This is a genomic window from Bradyrhizobium sp. KB893862 SZCCT0404, assembly GCF_018130885.1.
GTDB lineage: Bacteria > Pseudomonadota > Alphaproteobacteria > Rhizobiales > Xanthobacteraceae > Bradyrhizobium > Bradyrhizobium stylosanthis.
In genome coordinates, this window is sequence record NZ_JAFCLT010000005.1 from 495,219 (window position 1) to 515,205 (window position 19,987).

26 protein-coding genes are annotated in these 19,987 nt (G+C 64.9%); 17 read left to right on the forward strand and 9 right to left on the reverse strand.

What is annotated here, in order from left to right; genetic code table 11:
- Positions 1–6: 6 nt before the first annotated feature.
- The 3 genes from JQ617_RS22950 to JQ617_RS22960 all read right to left on the reverse strand — a co-directional run bounded on the left by JQ617_RS22950 (position 7) and on the right by JQ617_RS22960 (position 2,040).
- Positions 7–681 carry a dienelactone hydrolase family protein gene (locus tag JQ617_RS22950; protein WP_212028243.1) on the reverse strand — a complete coding sequence of 225 codons (675 nt, stop codon included), beginning with the start codon at positions 679–681 and terminating at the stop codon, positions 7–9.
- Positions 682–921: 240 nt separating this feature from the next.
- Positions 922–1,257, reverse strand: coding sequence for a hypothetical protein (locus JQ617_RS22955; RefSeq protein WP_212028244.1), 336 nt, complete (start codon positions 1,255–1,257; stop codon positions 922–924).
- A gap of 18 nt (positions 1,258–1,275) precedes the next feature.
- Complete coding sequence (locus JQ617_RS22960; RefSeq protein WP_212028245.1) at positions 1,276–2,040, reverse strand: alpha/beta fold hydrolase; 765 nt, start codon at positions 2,038–2,040, stop codon at positions 1,276–1,278.
- Between the two features lie 321 nt (positions 2,041–2,361).
- Here JQ617_RS22960 and JQ617_RS22965 point away from each other — a divergent pair, with 321 nt between their 5' ends.
- A complete protein-coding gene (locus JQ617_RS22965) occupies positions 2,362–3,456 on the forward strand; it encodes an HD-GYP domain-containing protein (RefSeq protein WP_212028246.1) in 1,095 nt (364 codons plus the stop codon).
- Positions 3,457–3,584: 128 nt separating this feature from the next.
- Here JQ617_RS22965 and JQ617_RS22970 read toward each other — a convergent pair whose 3' ends face one another.
- Both JQ617_RS22970 and JQ617_RS22975 read right to left on the reverse strand, forming a co-directional pair.
- Positions 3,585–5,162 (reverse strand): AMP-binding protein, encoded by a 1,578-nt coding sequence (locus JQ617_RS22970; RefSeq protein ID WP_212028247.1) that lies wholly within the window; start codon positions 5,160–5,162, stop codon positions 3,585–3,587.
- 232 nt (positions 5,163–5,394) lie between these two features.
- A complete protein-coding gene (locus tag JQ617_RS22975) occupies positions 5,395–5,805 on the reverse strand; it encodes a VOC family protein (protein WP_212028248.1) in 411 nt (136 codons plus the stop codon).
- Positions 5,806–5,929: 124 nt separating this feature from the next.
- Between JQ617_RS22975 and JQ617_RS22980 the strand changes: the two genes are divergently transcribed.
- The 6 genes from JQ617_RS22980 to JQ617_RS23005 all read left to right on the forward strand — a co-directional run bounded on the left by JQ617_RS22980 (position 5,930) and on the right by JQ617_RS23005 (position 9,358).
- Positions 5,930–6,904 carry a Bug family tripartite tricarboxylate transporter substrate binding protein gene (locus tag JQ617_RS22980; RefSeq protein WP_212028249.1) on the forward strand — a complete coding sequence of 325 codons (975 nt, stop codon included), beginning with the start codon at positions 5,930–5,932 and terminating at the stop codon, positions 6,902–6,904.
- A 148-nt stretch (positions 6,905–7,052) separates the two neighbouring features.
- Entirely contained in the window at positions 7,053–7,325 is a 273-nt protein-coding gene (locus JQ617_RS22985) for a DUF3551 domain-containing protein (RefSeq protein WP_212028250.1), read from the forward strand.
- Between the two features lie 124 nt (positions 7,326–7,449).
- On the forward strand, positions 7,450–7,704 hold the full coding sequence (locus JQ617_RS22990; RefSeq protein ID WP_212028251.1) for a DUF3551 domain-containing protein: 255 nt from the start codon (positions 7,450–7,452) through the stop codon (positions 7,702–7,704).
- Between the two features lie 100 nt (positions 7,705–7,804).
- Positions 7,805–8,257 (forward strand): ArsR/SmtB family transcription factor, encoded by a 453-nt coding sequence (locus JQ617_RS22995; protein ID WP_249157369.1) that lies wholly within the window; start codon positions 7,805–7,807, stop codon positions 8,255–8,257.
- Complete coding sequence (locus JQ617_RS23000) at positions 8,257–8,601, forward strand: SRPBCC family protein (protein ID WP_249157370.1); 345 nt, start codon at positions 8,257–8,259, stop codon at positions 8,599–8,601. The genes JQ617_RS22995 and JQ617_RS23000 overlap by 1 nt, the downstream gene beginning before the upstream one ends.
- 19 nt (positions 8,602–8,620) lie before the next feature.
- Complete coding sequence (locus JQ617_RS23005) at positions 8,621–9,358, forward strand: DUF899 domain-containing protein (protein ID WP_212028253.1); 738 nt, start codon at positions 8,621–8,623, stop codon at positions 9,356–9,358.
- Positions 9,359–9,558: 200 nt separating this feature from the next.
- Here JQ617_RS23005 and JQ617_RS23010 read toward each other — a convergent pair whose 3' ends face one another.
- Entirely contained in the window at positions 9,559–10,803 is a 1,245-nt protein-coding gene (locus tag JQ617_RS23010; RefSeq protein ID WP_212028254.1) for a S1C family serine protease, read from the reverse strand.
- A gap of 199 nt (positions 10,804–11,002) precedes the next feature.
- Between JQ617_RS23010 and JQ617_RS23015 the strand changes: the two genes are divergently transcribed.
- The 5 genes from JQ617_RS23015 to JQ617_RS23035 all read left to right on the forward strand — a co-directional run bounded on the left by JQ617_RS23015 (position 11,003) and on the right by JQ617_RS23035 (position 13,980).
- Positions 11,003–11,620 (forward strand): hypothetical protein, encoded by a 618-nt coding sequence (locus JQ617_RS23015; protein WP_063685936.1) that lies wholly within the window; start codon positions 11,003–11,005, stop codon positions 11,618–11,620.
- Positions 11,607–11,981 carry a winged helix-turn-helix domain-containing protein gene (locus JQ617_RS23020; RefSeq protein ID WP_063685938.1) on the forward strand — a complete coding sequence of 125 codons (375 nt, stop codon included), beginning with the start codon at positions 11,607–11,609 and terminating at the stop codon, positions 11,979–11,981. Before JQ617_RS23015 ends, JQ617_RS23020 begins: the two co-directional genes overlap by 14 nt.
- Before the next feature lie 30 nt (positions 11,982–12,011).
- Positions 12,012–12,752 (forward strand): di-trans,poly-cis-decaprenylcistransferase, encoded by a 741-nt coding sequence (locus tag JQ617_RS23025; RefSeq protein WP_212028255.1) that lies wholly within the window; start codon positions 12,012–12,014, stop codon positions 12,750–12,752.
- A 121-nt stretch (positions 12,753–12,873) separates the two neighbouring features.
- Complete coding sequence (locus JQ617_RS23030; RefSeq protein ID WP_212028256.1) at positions 12,874–13,416, forward strand: GNAT family N-acetyltransferase; 543 nt, start codon at positions 12,874–12,876, stop codon at positions 13,414–13,416.
- 78 nt (positions 13,417–13,494) lie between these two features.
- Positions 13,495–13,980: a Crp/Fnr family transcriptional regulator gene (locus JQ617_RS23035; RefSeq protein WP_063685944.1), complete on the forward strand. Its 486-nt coding sequence runs from the start codon at positions 13,495–13,497 to the stop codon at positions 13,978–13,980.
- Here the strand turns inward: JQ617_RS23035 and JQ617_RS23040 are convergent.
- Complete coding sequence (locus JQ617_RS23040) at positions 13,919–14,746, reverse strand: metallophosphoesterase family protein (RefSeq protein ID WP_063685946.1); 828 nt, start codon at positions 14,744–14,746, stop codon at positions 13,919–13,921. The two genes, JQ617_RS23035 and JQ617_RS23040, sit on opposite strands and share 62 nt — an antisense overlap.
- Before the next feature lie 214 nt (positions 14,747–14,960).
- On the opposite strand from JQ617_RS23040, the gene JQ617_RS23045 reads away from it, so the two are divergent.
- The 3 genes from JQ617_RS23045 (at position 14,961) to JQ617_RS23055 (ending at position 16,468) form a co-directional block, all read left to right on the forward strand.
- On the forward strand, positions 14,961–15,650 hold the full coding sequence (locus tag JQ617_RS23045) for a DNA-3-methyladenine glycosylase I (RefSeq protein ID WP_212028257.1): 690 nt from the start codon (positions 14,961–14,963) through the stop codon (positions 15,648–15,650).
- Positions 15,651–15,675: 25 nt separating this feature from the next.
- The gene (locus JQ617_RS23050; RefSeq protein ID WP_063685950.1) at positions 15,676–15,969 is read left to right on the forward strand and encodes a DUF1330 domain-containing protein; all 294 of its coding nucleotides are present in this window, start codon (positions 15,676–15,678) and stop codon (positions 15,967–15,969) included.
- A gap of 205 nt (positions 15,970–16,174) precedes the next feature.
- Entirely contained in the window at positions 16,175–16,468 is a 294-nt protein-coding gene (locus JQ617_RS23055; protein ID WP_063685952.1) for a hypothetical protein, read from the forward strand.
- A gap of 53 nt (positions 16,469–16,521) precedes the next feature.
- On the opposite strand, the gene JQ617_RS23060 is transcribed toward JQ617_RS23055, so the two are convergent.
- Complete coding sequence (locus JQ617_RS23060) at positions 16,522–17,934, reverse strand: sensor histidine kinase (protein WP_212028258.1); 1,413 nt, start codon at positions 17,932–17,934, stop codon at positions 16,522–16,524.
- Between the two features lie 106 nt (positions 17,935–18,040).
- On the reverse strand, positions 18,041–19,141 hold the full coding sequence (gene dinB / locus JQ617_RS23065) for a DNA polymerase IV (RefSeq protein ID WP_212028259.1): 1,101 nt from the start codon (positions 19,139–19,141) through the stop codon (positions 18,041–18,043).
- A gap of 43 nt (positions 19,142–19,184) precedes the next feature.
- On the opposite strand from dinB, the gene JQ617_RS23070 reads away from it, so the two are divergent.
- Positions 19,185–19,628, forward strand: a complete 444-nt coding sequence (locus tag JQ617_RS23070) for a TspO/MBR family protein (protein ID WP_212028260.1) — start codon at positions 19,185–19,187, stop codon at positions 19,626–19,628.
- A gap of 94 nt (positions 19,629–19,722) precedes the next feature.
- Positions 19,723–19,932, forward strand: coding sequence for a hypothetical protein (locus tag JQ617_RS23075; RefSeq protein ID WP_063685958.1), 210 nt, complete (start codon positions 19,723–19,725; stop codon positions 19,930–19,932).
- Positions 19,933–19,987: the final 55 nt, after the last annotated feature.

Below are 19,987 nucleotides of genomic sequence, written 5' to 3' on the forward strand. Positions count from 1 at the left end.
CAGGCGCTACTTCTGCAAATGCTTCGCGAAAAATTCCATGCTGCGCGGCCAGGCGATGTCGGAACTCGCCTTGTCGTAGCTCGGCCGCTCGTCGCAATGGAAGCCGTGCTGGGCGCCGGGATAGACGAAGACCTCGACGTCCGGTCGCTTCGCCTTGACCGTCTCGACATCGGTCAGCGGGATGCCGGCGTCCTTCTCGCCGAAATGCAGCTGCGTCGGCACTTTCGGCTTTTCATCGGCAAAGCGCACGACGGCGCCGCCGTAATAGCCGATCGCGGCCTTCAGGCCGGTCAATCGCGTCGCGGCGACGAAAGCGACGCTGCCGCCGAGACAGAAGCCGATGATGCCGACCGGGCCGACGGTCTTCACCGCATCGATCGCGGCCTGGGTGTCGCGCAGCATCGCGGCCCAGTCCGGATTGGCGACGAACTTGCGTGCCTCGGCGATCTCGTCGGGCGTATAGCCGGACTGGAAGTTCGGAGTGGTGCGGTCGAAGATCGACGGCGCGATCGCGACATAGCCTTCTTTGGCGAGGCGGTCGCAGACCGAGCGGATGTGGTGATTGACCCCGAAGATCTCCTGGATCACCACCACCGCGCCCTTCGGCGTGCCCACGGGATCGGCGCGATAGGCGCTGAGCTGGAAATTGTCGGAAGCCGTCAGCTTGATGTCTTGTCCCACGCGGGTTGTCCTTCTTGGTTGGTTGTCGACTGAGAATTCTGTCGGCTCCGCGAACTCGTCATGCCCGGGCATAGCCGTCTGAAGGACGGCGTCGCTTCGCTCGCCTATGTCCCGGGCATCCACGTTCTCGGTGTCGCGCGAAAGATCATGGATGGCCGGGACAAGCCCGGCCATGACGACGTGGCAACTTCAGTGCACGACAACGCGGATACGGTCTCTTTGCGTCATGAACAGCCACCACTACTCCCACATCCAGTTCTCGCCGTAATCCTCCTTCCATCCCGCCAGCCGTCCGTGGCGGAACTGCAGGAACAGGCGGTGGCGGTAGGGGATCAGCCCGCTGCCGCCGATGTTGCGGAGCGCGAGATAGATCTCGTTGCCGGGGCGTCCACGCACATATTGCAGCGTCTGCCCCAGGGCGCGCGAGGTCTGCTCGGCATCCATGCCGAAGGCGAGCGGCGTGTTGTTCGACAAGGTCGTGACGAAGGGCTGGCGCGCTGGCGGCGCACCGAACGGCTCGGCCTGCGCGGACATCGACAGCAACATTGTGCCCGCAACCACCATCGCACGCTTCATTGCCTGGGATCCTTCTGCCTATGCCGGCAAGTTCTTCAGGAAAGGCACCACCGCGTCAACAAAAGCCTGCGGCTGATCGATGTTGACGGCGTGTCCGGCGGCGGGAATCACGACCTTTTGTGCGCCGGGAATTTTTGCCGCCATGTAGTCGGACGCGGCGAGGAACGGCGTGTCGTCGGCGCCGACCACGATCAGGCTGGGCACCCCGATGTCGGGCAACAGCTCGATCACGCGCGCATCGCGCTGGGTCAGCATGCCGCGTGCGGCCAGCGCCAGCCCCTTGGCGTTGCGATGGCTCGCGGTGGCGCGCTCGCGCGTCGCGGATTTCAGCATCGCGAGCCCTTCCTGGTCGAGCTTGCCCGCGGTGGTCAGCGCCCGCGCGTTCCAGGCCTCGCGCGCATCGTCTTTCTTGAAGCCGGGGCCGGTGTCGATGATCAGCAGCGCGCGGGTACGCGCCGGGTGCGCGCGATAGAAGGCGAGCGACATGTAACCCCCGAGCGAGAGGCCGCCGATGATGGCGCGCGGCGCGCCGACCGCGTCGAGGATCGCCGCGATGTCGCCGACGGTCAGCTCTTCGCTGTAAGCCGCGGGATCGTCGGGGTAGTCGGACTGCCCGTGGCCGCGCATGTCCCAGAGGATCAGCTTGTGACCTCTCGCGAGCGCATCGACCTGGCCGTGCCACATCGCCGAGGTCGAGGAGTAGCCGTGGGTGAGCAGCAATGGCGGGCCCTCGCCATGGACCTCGTAATAGATGCTGACGCCGTCCCGATCGACCCTTGGCATGTTTCCACCCTTCTTGTTTTCGCTTTCATTCTAGCCGGGATCGTTTCGATGGCGCGACTGGCCCCGGCGCATGGGCCGGATGAGGCTTGATGGCCTTGGCCGTTCCTCGCGCTCGAAAAACCCCAGCAATTACAATGCTCGGCCTACTGTGCATGGGGTTGTTTTCGCACTTTGCTATTCCGGCCGTGCAGGCCGAAATCCCTAAAATTGCGTGCGGTTCCGAAGGGTTCCATTGAGTACGCCTCTTAAGGCCCGGAGAACCTGATCCGGCTTAGGCTGATGCCAAATCCCGACCCGTGCCCTCAGTGCTTTGGGGAAGCCATGAACGCCTCTGTCAAATCCGCCGCCAAACGCCGGCTTCTGCTCGCCTCCGACCGGAGCGACGAGAGCACCGAGCTCGCCAGCATCCTGAAGGCGGTCGGCGATGTCTCGACGGTGACGACGCAGGACATCCCCGAGCAGCCGTCGCGCGATCTCTCCGGCCTCGTCGTCGATATCAACCTGCGCTCGCCCGAGAGCGTGCAGAGGGTGCGCAACAAGCTGCGCGGCGACGCCTATCGTTCGATGCCGCGCCTGTTCGTGCTTGCGGATGCCCTGCATCACGGCACCATGCAGGCCTGGGCGCTCGGCGCCACCGACACGATCTCGCGGCCGCTTCGGCCCGAGGACATCCTGCAGCGCATCCGCGCTGCGTTCCCGGACACCGCGACCTATGACGCGACCGATCGCGGCAAGACGCTCAACCGCGGCGTCGAGGCGGCGCATGCGGTGCTGGCGAAGATGTTCGAGAAGCTGCCGCTCGGCGTGCCTCTGACCTTCGACGACGTCATCGCCGCCGAGAGCAAGATCCTGAAGGCGATCAAGCACTCCTCGCTGCGCGAATGGCTCACCACGGTCGGCTGCCATCACGTCGGCAGCTACCGCCATTGTCTCTTCGTCACCGGCTTTGCGGTCGCCTTCGCGCAGCATCTCGGCATGCGCGAGGACGACCAGCGCCGCCTGACCCGTGCCGCGCTATTGCACGATGTCGGCAAGGCCTTCGTTCCCTCGAACCTGCTCGACAAGCCCGGCAAGCTCAACGACGAGGAGATGGCCGAGGTCCGCGAGCATCCGCGCCGCGGCTATGACGCGCTCGCCGCGCAAGGCGGCTTCCCGCCGGAGATGCTCGACGTCGTGCTGCACCACCACGAATTCCTCGACGGCAGCGGCTATCCCAATGGCCTGTCGTCGAACCAGATCAGCGACATCGTGCGCCTGACGACCATCGTCGACATCTACGCCGCACTGGTGGAGAAGCGCGCCTACCGCATGCCGTTCACGCACTCGCGTGCGTTCACGATGATGGAAGGCATGGGTGGCAAGCTGGACCAGCAGCTGCTGCAGGCCTTCCGCCCGGTTGCGCTGGGGTCGTTCTGAGTTGATGCTGTAGGGTGGGTTAGCCTCGCGACTGCGCGAAGCGCGGACGCTAGGCGTAACCCACCATGCCTCAGCGTCTGCCGAACGAAGCCGGTGGGTTACGCCTTCGGCTAACCCACCCTACGAACTCACCCCACCATCTTCCGCAGCTCCGCCTTCGCCACCTTCTCCAGCGTCGAGCGCGGCATGTCGTCGACGAGATGGATCTCGCGCGGCAGCTTGAAGTCGGCGAGACCGGCGCGGCAGGCTTCCATCACGCGGTCATGGAAATCGAGCGGCGCAGCCGCGACGCCGCCATGCGGGATGATGAACACGACCGGCACCTCGTCCAGCATCGGATGCTTCTTCGCCACGACGGCGGCCTCGCGCACGCCCGGCACCACTGCGATCACCTGCTCGATCTCGGACGCCGCGACGTTCTCGCCGCCGACCTTCAGCATGTCCTTGGCGCGGTCGCCGAACTTGATGAAGCCGTTCTGCAGTCGGTCGACGCGGTCTCCGGTGAGGAAGAAGCCGTGCTCGTCGAAGCTTTCGCGCGTCGCCTTCTCGTTGTGCAGATATTCGGCGAACAGCGACAGGCCGGGAATGCCCTTGATTGCAAGGTTGCCGGTGCCGCCGATTTCGGTCGGCCGTCCGTCGTCATCGGTGATGCGGATCTCGTATTCGGGCGCGGCGCGGCCGATCGACATGGGGATGTTGGGCTGGTCGACCTCGCCGACGATGCCGTGGGTGATGGTCTCGGTCATGCCCCACCAGCCGATCATCTTGACGCCGAACGCCGCGAAGGCCGGCGGCTCGTTGATCGCGGTGCCCCACAGGCGAAACTTATGGTCCTTCGGGATCTCCTGCTCGAGCAGCGCCTTCATGCAGAACGGAATCGTCGAGGTCCAGGTCGCGCCGTGCTCGCGCGCGACGCCCCAGAACCGGCTCGCGGAGAAGCGCGGCTGGATCACGCAGGTGGCGCCGACCCACAGCGTCGCCAGCATGGAATAGGCGAGGGCGTTGGTGTGGAACAGCGGCAGATACGCCTGGTGCACGTCGCTCGCATGCAGGTTCTCATGCGCGGCGTTGATCTTGGCGCCCCAGAGCGCGTTGGCGTGGGTCCACAGCACCGCCTTGGGGCGCGACGTCGTGCCCGAAGTGTATTGCACGCTGCACGGCGCCAGCGGATCGGTCGCGCGCCGCGGGCGATCGGCGCTGTCTGCGAATAACGATTCAAAGCTGTCGCCGCGCGAGACCGCTTGCGCAGTCGCGCCGGCATCATGCGAGGTCACCGCCATCCAGCGAATGTTACAGCAGTTCTGCGCGACGATCTCCGCATAGGCCGGCTGCGTGATCGCGGCGACGGCGCCGCAATGATCGGCGAAATAGGCGACCTCGGCCGGTGCCGAGCGCGTGTTGGTGGTGACCGCGATGGCGCCGAGCTCGACGCAGGCGAACCAGGCCAGCAGCGCCTCGATGCAATTGTCGAGGTGAATGAGCACGTACTCGCCCGGCTTCACGCCGCGCTTGGCCAGCCCCGCCGCGAGCGCGCCGACCCGCTCGTGAAACTCGCCATAGCTCCAGCGCCGCGCCGGCGCGTCGAACGGTGCCCAGATCAGGAACGGATGATCACGCCGGATCTCGGCGCGCATCTGCAGGAGCCAGGGCACGTCGAGCCCGTCGAACGGACCCACGATTCCGGCTGCGGTCTGATGAACTGGCATGGCTCCCCCCGTTGCAGCCTGCATCTTGCTGGCGGCTGCGTTTTGTTTATTGCGTCTTCCTGCCATCGGAGGACGCGGGGCGCAAATCGGGGGGAGGGCAGTCCGCGCTCTCTCCCCGTCATTGCGAGGAGCCCTTGCGACGAAGCAATCCAGACTGCAACCGCGGAGGCGGTCTGGATTGCTTCGCTTTGCTCGCAATGACGATGGGGCTGGCAGCGTGGCGCTTCCGGCCTCAAGCCTCGTACGACGATATCTCGATCAGGCTCCCATCGGGATCCCGGCAATAGACCGAGCGCAGCGTCCCGCGGGCGCCCTGCTTGGGAACCGGGCCTTCCTCGATGGCGACGCCGTGTGCCCTCAGATGCGCCACCACCTCGTCGGGCGTCGCCGAGGTGAGGAAGCACAGATCCTCGCTGCCGGCGGTCTGATGATCCGCGGTGAACCACTCGACCTTGTCGGCATCGCGCGGCCGGACGTTGATCTTCTGGTTACCGAATTGAAGGGAAGTCCGCGGCGCTTTGCCGCCGCCGGGGTCGAACACCTTGACTTCCATGCCGAGAATCCTGCGGTACCACTCGGCGGTCACGGCAACGTCGGTGACATTGATCACGAGATGATCGAGGGCTTCGACCTTGACCGGCATGCCTCATCCTTTCGTCGTGATGCGCCAGCTGCACTTTCCGCGCTCCGCAAGCTTTGTTACAACCACGCCGACGCCACTTTCAAGCTATCCGGCCTTCAAGAACAACACTGGGAGAACCCTTGAGATGATCACTCGCCGTACCGCGCTGGGCCTGCTCGCCGCCAGTCCGCTTGCAGCCACCCCGCTGTCGAAGGCCTTTGCCGCCGACTATCCGTCCCGGCCGGTGAAATGGGTGGTCGGCTATCCGCCGGGCGGCGCCACCGACATCCTGGCGCGGCTGATCGGCCAGCGTCTGTCGGAGAAGCTCGGCCAGCAATTCGTGATCGAGAACAAGCCGGGCGCCGGCAACAACATCGGAACCGAATCGGTCGTCAACGCCGAGCCCGACGGCTATACGCTGCAGCTGGTCAATCCGGCCAACTTCATCAACGCCTCGCTCTACACCAACCTCAAGTTCAACTTCGTGCGCGACATCGCGCCGGTCGCATCGTTCCAGCGCGTGCCGAACGTGATGACCGTCAACAAGGACGTGCCGGCCAAGAACGTCGCCGAGTTCATCGAATACGTGAAGGCCAATCCCGGCAAGGTGAACATGGCCTCGTCCGGCAACGGCACCTCGGTGCATCTGTCCGGCGAGATGTTCATGGCGATGACCGGCTGCAAGATGCAGCACGTGCCCTATCGTGGGGCTGCGCCCGCGATCACCGACATGCTCGGCGGCCAGGTGCAGGTGATTTTCGACAACATGCCTTCGATCATCCAGCACATCCGTTCCGGCTCGCTGCGCGCGATCGGCGTCACCACCGCGGAGCGCTCGTCGCAGCTGCCCGACGTGCAGCCGATCGCCGACACCGTGAAGGGCTACGAGGCCAGCGCGCTGTTCGGCATGGGTGCGCCGAAGAACACGCCGAAGGAGATCATCGCCAAGCTCAACAGCGAGATCAACACGCTGATGAAGGAGCCCGACATGACCAAGCGTCTGGTCGAGCTCGGCGGCGAGCCGCGCGTGCAGACGCCCGAGGCGTTCGGCGAGGAGATCAAGGCCGAAACCGAGAAGTGGAAGAAGGTCGTCGAGTTCGCCGGCCTGAAGGTCGAGTAGCGATCTTGTGATGACCCGAGAGTGGAGCCCTGCCGTTCGGCAGGGCTTTTTCTTTGCTACGCTGCCGGCTCGATCTGGAATAAAACGGCGCCACGAAACCTGATGTAAATGGTGCCTTGGCTACGCGCCGTGAAAAGGAGTTCGGATCATGCGCAAGACGCAATTGGCGCTCCTGACGCTGGGCGTCCTCGCCGGCTTCGTCACCGTCACGCCGGCGGCGGCCCGCGACTATCCATGGTGCGCCCAGGGCGGTGAATACGACTATCCCGGCGAATGCGCCTACAGCACCTTGGAGCAGTGCCAGGCCAGCGTGTCCGGCCGCCTGCTGTTCTGCGACCGCAATCCGCGCCTTGCCTACGGCCTGCAGCCGGAGCCGCAACCGCGGCCGCACCGGCGCAAGCGGCCCGTCGCACCGTACTAGCCAGGCGCGAACGCCACGAAACCGCAGCAGCGCCTTTTCGCGTGGCCGCTCCGGAATAAATCGGCTCCGCAAGCCTTTCTCTCTGTGAGGTCGCATGTCGCGCGGCGAACCTGGGAGATCGGTCATGCGGAAGGCGCAATTCGTACTCGGGATCATAGTTCTCGTATGGCTCGCCGGCGGCAGTCCGGCGCGCGCGGATTACGCGTGGTGCATTCAGGATTCGGAATACGGCTATCCCGGCGACTGCTCCTATCAGACCCGCGAGCAATGCCAGCTGAGCGCATCCGGCCGTAAAGGTTTTTGCGGACCGAACCCTGCCGCGATCGCGCGACCGCCGCCTGCGCCAGCGCTGCGCGGCCGGCACGTTCCACCCTCTTAAGCCGCCGCCGGTAGCCTTCCGTCCCGATCACGCAGTCGTGCGGCCCCGAGCGCGCGGGTTCCGGCTTGACGCATTTGCGTTCGCGCCTATACTAAACCATATGGTTAAGTATAGAGACGAGACGCTCGACCGCACCTTTGCGGCACTGTCCGACCCGACGCGGCGGGCCTTGCTCGCGCGTCTCGGTGAGCGGGACGGCCTGTCGGTCAGCGAGCTGGCCGCACCGTTCCCGGTCTCGTTGCCGGCGATCATGAAGCATCTCGATGTGCTGACGGATGCGGGCCTGATCGTGCGGGAGAAGACCGGACGCACGGTCACCTGCCGGCTCACCGCGCAGCCGATGGAGCAGGCGATGAACTGGCTCAATCGCTACGCCCAGTTCTGGTCCGACAATCTCGACCGTCTTGCCGCCTTTGTGGAGGAAGAGCCATGGCCAACCCAGCCGTCAACGCCACTGAACGAGCCGCGGAGCGCCCGAGCCTCACGCTCACGCGCCGGCTCCGCGCGCGGCCGGAAAAAGTCTTCGCCGCCTGGACGCAAGCCGAACAGCTGATGCAGTGGTTCGGGCCGCCGAACATGAAGCCCGCGAGCGTTCAGGCCGAGCTCGACGTCCGCACCGGCGGCCGCTTTCGCATCAGCTTCGTCGGCGATGACGGCGAGTATTTCGAGGCCGGCGGCCTCTATCGCGAGGTCGTCCCGAACGAGCGTCTGGTCTTCACCTGGGCCTGGCATTCGACGCCGGAACGTGAATCGCTGGTGACGATCTCGTTCAAGCCGGACAGTGCCGGCACCTTGATGGTGTTCCACCATGCCCAGTTCGCCGACGAGACCGCGCGCGACAACCATCAGCGCGGCTGGAGTTCGTTCCTCGACAAGCTCGATGCCTTCGTTGCCTGAATCCCGAAAGGAGCATGCGATGCCGCAACATCAGATCGTTTCGCGCGAGCAATGGATCGCCGCGCGCAAGGCGCTTCTCGCCCATGAGAAGGAGTTGACGCAGGTCCGCGAACGGCTTGCCGACGAACGCCGCGCATTGCCCTGGGTCAAGGTCGACAAGAATTATGTGTTTGACGGACCGGACGGCAAGGTGACGCTCGGCGATCTCTTCAGGGGGCGTCCGCAGCTCGTCGTCCAGCATGTGATGTTCGCGCCCGACTGGGACGCGGCCTGCAAGAGCTGTTCGTTCTGGGCAGACGGTTACGAGCGGATGGTGCCGCATCTGGCTGCGCGGGACACGTCCATGGCCGCGGTCTCGCTGGCACCCAGCGCAAAGCTCGAAGCCTTCAAGACGCGGATGGGCTGGACCTTCGACTGGGTCTCCTCGGGCGGCAACGATTTCAACCGCGACTACGGCGTGACGTTCTCATCCGACGAGATCGCGACCGGACAGCCGATGTACAATTTCGGCACGACGCCGATCTATGGGCCCGAGCTGCCCGGCATCAGCGTGTTCTATCGCAATGAGGCCGGCGAGATCTTCCACACCTATTCCTGCTTCGCCCGCGGCCTCGACATGATGAACGCCGCCTATCAATATCTCGACCTGACGCCGCTCGGCCGTCACGAGGAGGGCCTGCCCTATCCGATGGACTGGGTCCGCCTGCGCGACCAGTATGAGCCGCAGGCGACGAAGGCTGCGTGCTGCCACGGGTGAGGGGGCACACTGCAGCCCCATCAAAGGTGTCATCGCCCGGCTTGACCGGGCGATCCAGTACTCCGAGCCGGCCGTGATGAATCGAGAGGCCGCGGCGTACTGGATTCCCCGCTGGAGCCTGTCATCGGGCTCGCCGAAGGCGAGACCCGGTGGCGGGGAATGACAGCGGAGGGCGACGGGGCGAGCTGCACCCCAGCTCCCTATTTTTTCGCGTCCTGCTCCGTCGCGTTGCACGAGATCAGCATCGTGTACGGCCGCGCGTTGCCGGCGATGTCGGTGGTCTTGAGCTCGGCCTTCGGCTCGGCGGTCTGATAGGGCACCACGGAATTGTCGAGGAAGTCGCGCAGCACACCAGTCTTGATGGCGAAGTTGATGTTCTCGGGAATGTTGCCGGTCGCAGCCGCGATGCGCAGCGCCGGAATTTTTCCGGTGACCACGCCCACGATCTGCCCGGCGGCGTCGAACAGCGGCCCGCCGCTGTTGCCCGGCTGCACCGGCGCGCTGATCTGCAGGAAACGCGAATCGTTGCGCATGCCGCTGAGCGAGCTGACGATGCCGGTGGTCACGGTGAAATCCGAGCTCAGAAGGCCATGGAAGGGAAAACCGATCGCGATGACGGAATCGCCGGAGCGGATCGAGCGGTCGCGGATCCGGGCGAAGTCCTTGAAGGTCGTCGTCGATGGCGCCTGCAAGAGAGCGAGGTCGTTGTTGGCATCGCTCGACACGACGCGCAGCACCATCGCAGCCTCGCCGGTGAGATTGCCCTTGATGTCACCGACGCAGCCGTCGATCACATGGTGGTTGGTGACGATGTGTCCGCTGCCGCTCACCACGAAGCCGGTGCCGCTGCTGGCCCTGGCAGGTTTGCTGCGGGCCGGCGGAGACGCCTGCTTCTCCGCTGCCGCCGCCGGCTTGGCCGCGCCCTTGGTGAAGTCGCCGGCCTTGTCGAGCCCGTCGGCTTTCACCTTGGTCACGCAATTGGCCAATGCGGCGATCACCGGCCCGGTCGAGGTCAGATCGAAATTCAGAACGGCGCGGCCGGCCGTCGCCACCATCAGGCTCGCCTTCTGAAACGTACGCACGACATTCAGCGGCATGACGGCCGTGAGCATGTTGGATTGATACGCCGTGGCGTACAGCCTGGCTTGCTCCTGCCCGTCAAAGGTCACGTCGATCGCGGCGTTCTCGCCCTTGTTGAAGCGGTAGCTGGGACTGGCAAAGGCGAGCGACCATGTGCCGGCGGAATTCTGGCTCACGACGAGGATGACGCCGTTGGCGTAGGGCGTCGTCGCGGCGCAATGAGAGAAGGCGCCGGTCTCGTCATTGCTGAAAGCGCCGCCGATCCAATTGCCGACATTGACGCTGCCGAACGGTCCTTTCGCATGCGCGATGCCGGCGACGCCCACCTGCAACAAAGACGCAACAACCAATGACTTAAGCCACATACTTCCCCCCGGAACGCTTTGGGACACATCTTATCCGCGGTGGGTGCGGCAGCGCAACCGACAGTTGTCTGGCCGGGCCGGGGCTCCTCGTCGCGACTTTCCGGCTTGCCATTACTTTGCAATCCTATATACTTTGCGATACAAAGTGACGGGGCAAGCGATCCCGAAAACGTGGCGGAGCGAGGTTTTGGCGTTGCCGATGCGCGATCTCGACAAGGCACTGGCTGACATCGTGGCGATCCGCAGCCAGATCGCGGCCGGCACCGCGTTTCGCGGTTATGGCCCGGCCACGATGGCGGCCACCGGCGCCGTCGCGCTGCTCACCGCGAGTCTGCAATTCTGGTTGCTCGGCGACCCCACCAGCGAGCCGGTCGGCTTCTTCTTCGGCTGGCTCGTCGCCGCCGTGCTGTCCGGCCTGATGATCGGGATCGAGATGCGCGCGCGCTCGCGCCGTCATCATTCCGGCCTCGCCGACGCCATGATCCACCAGGCCGTCGAGCAGTTCCTGCCCGCGGGCGTTGCCGGCGTGCTGCTTGCGGTGGTGATGTGGAAATTCGCGAGCGAGACGCTGTGGCTGTTGCCCGGGCTCTGGCAGATCCTGGTGTCGCTCGGCATCTTCGCCTCGGTCCGTTCGCTGCCGCGCACCGTCGCGCTCGCCGGAGCCTGGTATTTCGTGTCCGGTTTTGCGGTCGTCGTGCTCGCGAGCCGCACCCACACGCTGTCGCCATGGACCATGGGGCTGCCTTTCGTGATCGGGCAGTCGGTGATGGCGGGCATTCTGTTTTTCGCGTCCGGAGACAACGATGTCGAAGACTGAGAGCGCACCTTTCTCCTACGAGGGGCTCGACCGCGTGATCCACGAGAAGGCGAGGCTCGGGCTCCTGACCTCGCTGATGGCCCATCCCAAGGGGCTGGCATTTGCCGACCTCAAGCAGCTCTGCGGCCTCACCGACGGCAATCTCAGCCGGCATCTCGCCGTGCTGCAGGAGGCCGGTCTCGTCGAGGTCACCAAGGGCTATGAGGGCAATCGCCCGCACACCACCTGCCGCCTGACCAAGGCCGGCCGCCGCCGCTTCCTCGATTATCTCGCCGTGCTCGAACGGCTGGTGCGCGACGCCGCCAAGGCCGCCGGCCGCGAGGCGCCGCCGCTCGGCCGCCTCGGCATCGTCTCGACCTGATCTTCCCCTTTTTTGACCGGAGACTTTGCAATGCAAAGTGACATCACGTCCCGCAACGAGAAGCTTCATGTCGGCATCATCATGGACGGCAACGGCAGATGGGCCACGCGGCGCGGCCTGTCGCGCGTGCGCGGCCACGAGGCCGGGGTCGAAACCATCCGCCGCATCGTCGAGGCCGCGCCCAAGCAGGGCATCGGCACGCTGACGCTCTATGCCTTCTCCACCGACAATTGGCGCAGGCCCAAGGCCGAGGTCGCCGCGCTGATGACCCTGCTGCGCTTCTATCTCGCCAACGAAGTGCAGAGCCTCGTCAGGAACGGCGTGCGTCTCTCCGTGATCGGGCGCCGCGACCGCCTGCCAGACGGCATCGCCAATGCGATCGCGCGCGCCGAAGAGGCGACAGCGCAGGGCAACACGCTGCATGTGCGCATCGCCGTCGACTATTCCGCGCGCGACGCCATCCTCAACGCCGCGGCGAAGGCGGCGGCGCTGACCAGCCTGACCCGCGAGGCGTTCTCGCAACTCGTCACCGGCGAGCCTGGCTTGCGCGATGTCGATCTCATCATCCGCACCTCGGGCGAAAAGCGTCTGTCCGACTTCCTGCTCTGGGAAGGCGCTTACGCCGAGCTGCACTTCACCGAGCGGATGTGGCCCGAATTCGATGGCGGCGATCTCGCAGAGGCGCTCGCCGCCTTCCACAATCGCGAGCGCCGCTTCGGTGGCCTGCAGGCCATCCTGCCGGACGAGGTGCCGTCGCTCTCCCGTGTGTGACGCACGGCACAGGGAAGCGATCTGTTCGTTTCCGGCCGCATGATTGGCAGCGATGTCCAAGCCGGCAGTGCGCGGTCTCGGTTAGGTGTGCGGTCCACGCAACCTGCCGAGAGCGTCATGCATGTCCCAGCAGTTTCCCGAGGCCGTCGCCCGGCCGGTTGAACTGGCCGAAGCGGACGGCGTGGTCTGCATCAGGCCCGCGAGTAGCTCCGATCTGGAGAGCCTGTCGGTTTATTTCACCGGCCTTTCCCCGACATCGCGTAACAAGCGTTTCATGGGCGCGCGTGCCGATCTCGCCGTCGTTGCGGCTCAATGCCTGGCGAAGACCGATCGTACCGATCATTTCACGCTGTTCGCCGAGTTCAGGCAGGCGGGACGGTGCACGATCATCGGCGAAACCCACTATGCCTACGATGCCGCCGCGCGGCACGGCGAGTTTGCCATCTCGGTCGCCGATGCCTTCCAGCGCATGGGCTTCGGCTTGCAGATGCTGAATGCGATGGAGACGCGGGCGATCGATCTCGGCCACGAGATGATCGCCGGCGAGACGGCGCGGACCAATGCCGAGATGCGCGGCCTCGCGAGGAAAGCCGGATTCAGCGATACCGGGCTCGGCGACTGGCAGTCGGTTCATCTCGCCAAGCGCCTCTCGCTCCGGCCGTAGCGGTGTTGATTTGCCGCCTGGCACGGATCGTGCTCTAGTTCTATGCTGGGTATCCCCGGCGATTGGAGCTTTCGCGAGATGCGCGCAGTCCTGGATTATTGCACCGGCGGAACGGAACGGCAGGTCGCAGCCGGCACGCTCATCGTCACAGAGGGCGGCACCAGCGGCCATCTCTATGTGCTGATGCAGGGCAAGCTCGAGGTCCTCAAGGGCGAAATGGTGGTCGCCACCGTCACCGAGCCCGGCGCTATCCTCGGCGAGATGTCCGTGCTGCTGGGCCAGCCGCATACCGCGACGGTGCGCGCCTGCTCCGATGCCGTCATCTATGAGTTCGAGGACGCGGCCTCGTTCCTCAAGCGCGAGCCGGGCATCGCGCTGCTGATCGCCAAAATGCTGGCGCAGCGGCTCAACGTCGCCAACACCTATCTTGCCGATCTCAAGCGGCAATATGCCGGACATGGCACGCACCTGGCCATGGTCGGTGAGGTGCTTCAGAGCATGATCAACCTGCCGCCACTTGAGGTCTCGCCAGGCTCGGATCGGCAATCTGATCCAAGGATGTGAGCCAGTCGGGCGGCGTCTCGATCGGAGCGGCGGGCCGCTTCAGCGGCGCGGCAAGGTCGATCCATTGCGCTTCGCCTGCCGCCAGCCAGAACGCCTTGTCCGCATCGAGATCCAGCACGATGTAGGTCGGGGGACGGCCGGGTTGCAGACCGGTGTTGAAGACCCAGCTCTGGCCCAGCCGGTCGAACCACGATCCATTGGCGATGAAGGGCGATTGATGCACATGGCCCGAGATCACCATCGACGGCTGGTACTGCATGATCCACTGCACCAGCTCGACATCGCCGAAGAAGCGCTTGCCGCCCCAGCTCGTCGGTGATTCCGCCGGCGGCGCATGATGGGCCCAGATCCAGCGCGGCGGCCGGATGGCTGCGGCCTCGCGCAACTGCTCGACGAGGCGCTGCTTCACCAGCGGCCCGTCCCACCACGGGCAGACCGTGAACAGGGTGTCGCCGATGGTGACGCTGTCGCCATCGCAGGCGATGCCGAGGTCGCGCACTTCCGAGATCCAACGCGAGATCTTCTCGCCCTCGGCATTGCGCTCGTCGAGGTCGTGATTGCCGGAGCAGAGGATCACGCGGGTCTTTGCAGCCAGTAGCGCGAGGTATTTTTTCACCACCACGATCTGCGCGCGAAAATCGACCATCGAGCCGATGTCGAGCGCATCGCCGGCGAAGATCAGGAGGTCGAATTGCGGTGCCGCGCTGACCAGCCAGTCGAGCTGCGGCAATGAATAGTGCAGGTCGGCGACGACCAGGCAGCGCATTGGAAATCCGTTGGCGAGAGATCAAAAAATGTCAGGGAATTCCAAACGACATAAAGCAAGAAGCAGACCAGCCCGGCTGCCCCATCACGTCAATCCAACGGGCGGCAGCATGCTGCGGCGCGTCGTGGAGCGCAAGAGGGGCCGGGCAACCGCGAAGGCTGGACCAGATCGCCGAATTCTGCTGTCGTGACCGCTCCTCAACAGCCGTGTCCACATGACCTCCTTCAAGACCATTCGTGCCCGTGCCGAGAAGCGCAAGGGCGGGCCCAAGGCGCTGGAAAAGCTGATGCCCGACAAGCCTGACCTGAAGCGTCTGGCGAAGCTCGGCGACGACCGGATCCTCGCCGAGATGACGAAGCGGGTGTTTTGCGCGGGCTTCGCCTGGAGCGTGATCGATTCGAAATGGGACGGCTTCGAAGCGGCCTTCCTGCGTTTCCAGCCGGCCAAGCTGACTTTCCAGCCCGAGGATTATTGGGAAGGCCTGCTGCGCGACGCCCGCATCGTGCGCAACGGCGCCAAGATCATGTCGGTGCGCGACAACGCCGCCTTCATTCAGGAGATTGCCAAAGAGCACGGCACGTTCGGCAGGTTTCTGGCGCAATGGCCGGCCTCCAACGAGGTCGGCCTGCTCGACCTCCTCACCAAGCGCGGCAGTCGCTTGGGCGGCAATACCGGCCAGATGCTGCTGCGCTTCGTCGGCTGGGACGGTTTCGTCACCTCCAGGGATGTCGTTGCCTGCCTGCGCGATGCCGGCCTCGATATCGCCGAAGAGGTGAAGTCCAAGGGCGACCTCGCGAAAGTGCAGGCGCAATTCAACGCCTGGGCGGAGGAGACCGGTCTGCCCTACACCTATCTGTCACGGATCTGCGCGTTGTCGGTCGGCGAGAACCGCAGCGAACACTAAGCCACGAAAAACCAGGAGAACAATAATGGCCAAAGCCTATTGGGTTGCCACCTACCGCGCGATCAAGAATCCCGATGCCATGGCGGCCTACGCAAAACTGTCACGTCCGGCGATCGAAGCGGCTGGCGGCCGCGTGCTCGCGCGCGGCATGCCGGCGGCTGCTTTCGAGCACGGCCAGATGGAACGCGTCGTGCTCATCGAGTTCGACAGCGTCGCGAGCGCCAGGGCGGCCTATGAGAGCCCGGCCTACAAAGCCGCGCACGATCTGCTCGGCGACGGCGCCGACCGCGACATCCGGATCGTCGAAGCCGCCGAATAGCGCCATCCGGCGCGAGATCGTGCACTTCGTGTGGCGATCTCGTGCCGCGAGCGCGGCAGATGCAACGCGCGATCACGAAAAACATTTCACAGGAACATTTGTGCGCAGCACCCGTTCGGGAGTTGAGCCAGGCGAACACGGGCGCAGGGAACGCTCGCTCCGGCTCATCTCAATGAAACCCGATACGACAGCAACGGAGCAGCGCATGAAGCTTACATCCGAACAGGTCAAGCAGACCGTCAACCAGCTCGGCGCCCAGGTGCTGCCCGACGAGCATCCGGCGATGCCCCAGCTTCACAGCATGTTCGGCGAGCACACCTTCTTCGTCGACGAGATGGGACTGAAGGTCCTCGAGCCAACCCCTTCGCCGGGCGTGGATCGCCAGAGCGGCGAGGTCGTCAGTCTCGCCGACTGGAGTGATGCGGATTTGACGCGCCTGATGGCGCATGAGCCCGAGCCGACCGGCGTGATCGTGGTGTTCGAGCATATGAAGCATTGAGCGGCCCAGCAGGACCGGACTGTCATCGGCGGCGGGCTTGCAGCCCGTCGCCGTCACGCATCGACCGGGATCTCGATGGCGATCCGAGTTCCCGGCCCGGTCTTGCTCTCCAGCCGCAGGCGGCCGTTGAGCGATGACGCGACCAGATTGAACGCGATGTGCAGACCAAGGCCCGCATTGCCGCGTTCGCGGCTCGTCGTGACGAACGGATCGAAGATGTGCGCCTGCAGCTCGTCGGGGATGCCGATGCCGTCATCGGTGCAGAGGAGGCGAACCGAATTCGGTTCAGGCTGGCTGACCGCGATCGCAAACCGGCCGCCTTGCTTGTCCGGGTAGGCGTGCCCGGCGGTATTGAGCGCGAGGTTGCTGATGACCTGCGCGAGCGCACCCGGATAGCTGTTGAGCCTGATCCCCGGCGGACACGCGACGTCGACCGCCAGGGCATGGTGCGACAGCAGCGGTCCCAATTTGGACATCAGCTCCGACAGCCAATCCTTGAGCTCGAACGTGCGCCGGTCCTCGTCGGCCTGGTTGACTGCGACCTGCCTGAAGCTGTGCACCATCTCGGATGCGCGGTGCAGATTGTCGAAGGTCAGGTCGAGCCCCTGCCTCAGCCGGTCAATTCCCCTGGTGAGATCGGACCGCCGCACCGACGTTCCGTTCAATGCGTCGGCCATGGCCTGCAGGTCGGTCTGCATCGTCGTCGAGGTCGTCAGTGCGAGCCCGAGCGGGGTGCTGACCTCGTGGGCGACACCCGCCACCAATTGCCCGAGCGAGGCGAGCTTTTCGGCCTGAACGAGGTGCTCCTGGGTCGCGCGCAGATCGCGCAGCGATTTCTCCGAGCGCTCCTTTTCCCGTTGCAGCGCCTCGGATGTCCGGAACTGCTTCCGCGCCCGGTATTCGCGCGCCGCGACCGCATAGAGGGACAGTGCGTAGGCGTTGCCAACCAGGGAATGGTTGATGAACCGCAGGCCCATCGGCAGGGTCGGCGCGAACGTCTCGGCGACGATCAGCGCCACCCAGGACAGCAGGCAGAAGATCGCCAGCGAGCCGATCCGCAACGGCAGCATGGTCGAGACGAACAGGATGATCATCATCATGCCGGGCGCGGCGAAGGTGAAGCCGGACGGCAGCACCAGGTAGATGCTGGGCAGGATGCAGCCGGGAATGACGCAATAGACGAGGAAGATCGTCTCCGCCCACGGCTTCATCCACCGCCGCGACAATAGCGCGGTCAGCGGCAGCAGGATGAACAGGGCGGTGCCGCCGCGGATCGCAAGCGTGGTCGGGACCACTTCGGGGTAGAGCACCCAATCCCACAGCGTGTAGCCGGCATAGGTGGCGGCGCCGAGCAGCATCGCGATCTGCGTCCACCCGAGGCTGCCCCGGACATACTGGTCGACGAACCGCCGCTCCTCGATCCGGTCCTCGAAGCGCAATCCCAAGCGTATCAATAAGGCAAGCATTCCAGCATCGATGGCAAAAGAAAAGGTATCCGCTGTCTCTACGACAGGTCGGCGGCCCGCGTCGCGGACAAAGATGTCGCGTTTGCCGGGGCCGGCGGAGGCCGGTTCAAATGCCCAGCGTCAGCTGAGGTTCCGTATCGTCCCCGTCCTGCAGGGAGGACAGCGATACGCCGAGCAGCCTGACGCGCTTGGGCAACGGCATCTCGATTTCGAGCAGGCCGGCGGCCAGCCGCTCCAGCTCGTCCCGGCCTGCGACTGCGGAGGTAGCGGACCTGCTCCGCGTGATGATCTCGAAATCGGCGAACTTGATCTTCAGCGTGACGGTGCGGCCGCGGTTGCCGGTGGTCTCGCAATGGCGCCAGACCTTGTCGACGAGAGGCCTGAGCTCGGCCGCCAGCGCGTCGAAGGCGTCGAGGTCCATCGAGAATGTCGTCTCCGCGCCGATCGACTTGCGGATCCGGTTGGCCCGGACCGGCCGCTCGTCGACGCCGCGCGAGATCCAGTAATAATAGGCACCCGACTTGCCGAAATTCGCGTTCATGAACTCCAGCGTCTGGTTGCGGATGTCGAGGCCGGTGAACAGGCCGAGCGCATTCATCTTCGCGGCCGTCGCCGGGCCGATGCCGTGAAACTTGCCGACCGGCAGCGTCTCGACGAAGGCGGGCCCCATCTCCGGCGAGATCACGAACTGGCCGTTGGGCTTGCGGTGATCGGAGGCGAGCTTTGCCAGAAACTTGTTGTAGGAGATGCCGGCCGAGGCGTTGAGGCCTGTCTCGGCCTTGATCTTCTCCCGGATGCGCAATGCGACGTCCCGCGCCAGCGGGATGCCTTGCAGGTTCTCCGTCACGTCGAGATAGGCTTCGTCCAGCGACAGCGGCTCGATGACAGGCGTGTGCTCGGCGAAGATCTCGCGGATTTGCCTGGAGATCGCCTTGTAGACCTCGAAGCGCGGCCTGACGAAGATCAGCTCGGGGCATTGCCGCTTCGCCGTGACTGACGGCATCGCCGAGCGGACGCCGAACTTGCGGGCCTCGTAGCTGGCCGCCGCGACGACGCCGCGTTCCGCCGAGCCGCCGACTGCGACCGGCTTGCCGCGCAGCTCCGGATTGTCGCGTTGTTCCACGGACGCATAGAAGGCATCCATGTCGATATGGATGATCTTGCGCACGGGCGCGGCGTCGCCCGTGACCGTGCCGGAATCGCTCATGGAATGATGATACAATTGTGCAACGAGATGCGCGAGGTGATGGATGGTTCAGTTGCTGGTCTTCGTGGTGGGCGTGGTCGGCATCGGCTGGCTGATCGGGGCGACCAATCTTCCCGGGGCGTGGTATGCGAGCCTCGCCAAGCCGGGCTTCGTGCCGCCGAACTGGGCGTTTCCGGTGGCATGGACGATCCTCTACATCATGATCGCCGTTGCGGGCTGGCGGACCTTCCGCCGCGACCCATCGGGCAAGGCGATGCTGGTCTGGTTCGCACAGCTCGCGCTCAATTTCGCCTGGTCTCCGGTGATGTTCACGATGCACCAGATCGGAGCCGCGCTCGTCATCCTCGTCGGGCTGTTCATGACGATCGTGGCCTACATCGTAATCGAGACGTCACGCGACAAACTGGCCGCCGCGTTGTTCGTGCCCTACGCAGCGTGGGTCGCCTTCGCCGGCACCCTCAATGCGGCGATCTGGCGTTTGAATTGAGGCTTCGAGTTTCGATGGGTTCAAAGCACAGTCTCAGGCTTGTGAGTGGCAGGTCCACGCGTGCAGCGCCATATGAGTGTGCGGAGGACAGACCATGCAATACAGCTCCGAACTCGTTCAGACGATGCGCCAGGCCCTCGAGACCGTGATGGCGAGCGTACCGGCCCATCAATCGGTGTTCGGCCTGAAAGCGGCCGTCGCCGAATGCATCCTGAACGCTGCCGCGCATGGCCACACGTCATATGACGGACTGGTGACGGTTGCCACCGACCAGATCCAGACGATCATCTCGATGCTGACATAGATGCCGGTGTGAATATTGCGAGAGGACTGGCGCGCCACGGACGTCGAAGATAGGC

Bases quoted from the DNA above. Each gene is read 5' to 3' on its own strand.
- JQ617_RS22955 (WP_212028244.1), bottom strand. From the start codon at position 1,257: ATGAAGCGTGCGATGGTGGTTGCGGGCACAATGTTGCTGTCGATGTCC.
- JQ617_RS23075 (WP_063685958.1), top strand. From the start codon at position 19,723: ATGCAATACAGCTCCGAACTCGTTCAGACGATGCGCCAGGCCCTCGAG.
- JQ617_RS23025 (WP_212028255.1), top strand. From the start codon at position 12,012: ATGCAAAGTGACATCACGTCCCGCAACGAGAAGCTTCATGTCGGCATC.
- JQ617_RS23030 (WP_212028256.1), top strand. From the start codon at position 12,874: ATGTCCCAGCAGTTTCCCGAGGCCGTCGCCCGGCCGGTTGAACTGGCC.
- JQ617_RS23070 (WP_212028260.1), top strand. From the start codon at position 19,185: ATGGTTCAGTTGCTGGTCTTCGTGGTGGGCGTGGTCGGCATCGGCTGG.
- JQ617_RS23035 (WP_063685944.1), top strand. From the start codon at position 13,495: ATGCGCGCAGTCCTGGATTATTGCACCGGCGGAACGGAACGGCAGGTC.
- JQ617_RS23050 (WP_063685950.1), top strand. From the start codon at position 15,676: ATGGCCAAAGCCTATTGGGTTGCCACCTACCGCGCGATCAAGAATCCC.
- JQ617_RS22995 (WP_249157369.1), top strand. From the start codon at position 7,805: ATGGTTAAGTATAGAGACGAGACGCTCGACCGCACCTTTGCGGCACTG.
- JQ617_RS22980 (WP_212028249.1), top strand. From the start codon at position 5,930: ATGATCACTCGCCGTACCGCGCTGGGCCTGCTCGCCGCCAGTCCGCTT.
- JQ617_RS23000 (WP_249157370.1), top strand. From the start codon at position 8,257: ATGCAGTGGTTCGGGCCGCCGAACATGAAGCCCGCGAGCGTTCAGGCC.
- JQ617_RS23040 (WP_063685946.1), bottom strand. From the start codon at position 14,746: ATGCGCTGCCTGGTCGTCGCCGACCTGCACTATTCATTGCCGCAGCTC.
- JQ617_RS23055 (WP_063685952.1), top strand. From the start codon at position 16,175: ATGAAGCTTACATCCGAACAGGTCAAGCAGACCGTCAACCAGCTCGGC.
- JQ617_RS23005 (WP_212028253.1), top strand. From the start codon at position 8,621: ATGCCGCAACATCAGATCGTTTCGCGCGAGCAATGGATCGCCGCGCGC.
- JQ617_RS23060 (WP_212028258.1), bottom strand. From the start codon at position 17,934: ATGCTTGCCTTATTGATACGCTTGGGATTGCGCTTCGAGGACCGGATC.
- JQ617_RS23010 (WP_212028254.1), bottom strand. From the start codon at position 10,803: ATGTGGCTTAAGTCATTGGTTGTTGCGTCTTTGTTGCAGGTGGGCGTC.
- JQ617_RS22975 (WP_212028248.1), bottom strand. From the start codon at position 5,805: ATGCCGGTCAAGGTCGAAGCCCTCGATCATCTCGTGATCAATGTCACC.
- JQ617_RS22990 (WP_212028251.1), top strand. From the start codon at position 7,450: ATGCGGAAGGCGCAATTCGTACTCGGGATCATAGTTCTCGTATGGCTC.
- JQ617_RS22970 (WP_212028247.1), bottom strand. From the start codon at position 5,162: ATGCCAGTTCATCAGACCGCAGCCGGAATCGTGGGTCCGTTCGACGGG.
- JQ617_RS22985 (WP_212028250.1), top strand. From the start codon at position 7,053: ATGCGCAAGACGCAATTGGCGCTCCTGACGCTGGGCGTCCTCGCCGGC.
- JQ617_RS23045 (WP_212028257.1), top strand. From the start codon at position 14,961: ATGACCTCCTTCAAGACCATTCGTGCCCGTGCCGAGAAGCGCAAGGGC.
- JQ617_RS23015 (WP_063685936.1), top strand. From the start codon at position 11,003: ATGCGCGATCTCGACAAGGCACTGGCTGACATCGTGGCGATCCGCAGC.
- JQ617_RS22960 (WP_212028245.1), bottom strand. From the start codon at position 2,040: ATGCCAAGGGTCGATCGGGACGGCGTCAGCATCTATTACGAGGTCCAT.
- JQ617_RS23020 (WP_063685938.1), top strand. From the start codon at position 11,607: ATGTCGAAGACTGAGAGCGCACCTTTCTCCTACGAGGGGCTCGACCGC.
- JQ617_RS22965 (WP_212028246.1), top strand. From the start codon at position 2,362: ATGAACGCCTCTGTCAAATCCGCCGCCAAACGCCGGCTTCTGCTCGCC.
- dinB (WP_212028259.1), bottom strand. From the start codon at position 19,141: ATGAGCGATTCCGGCACGGTCACGGGCGACGCCGCGCCCGTGCGCAAG.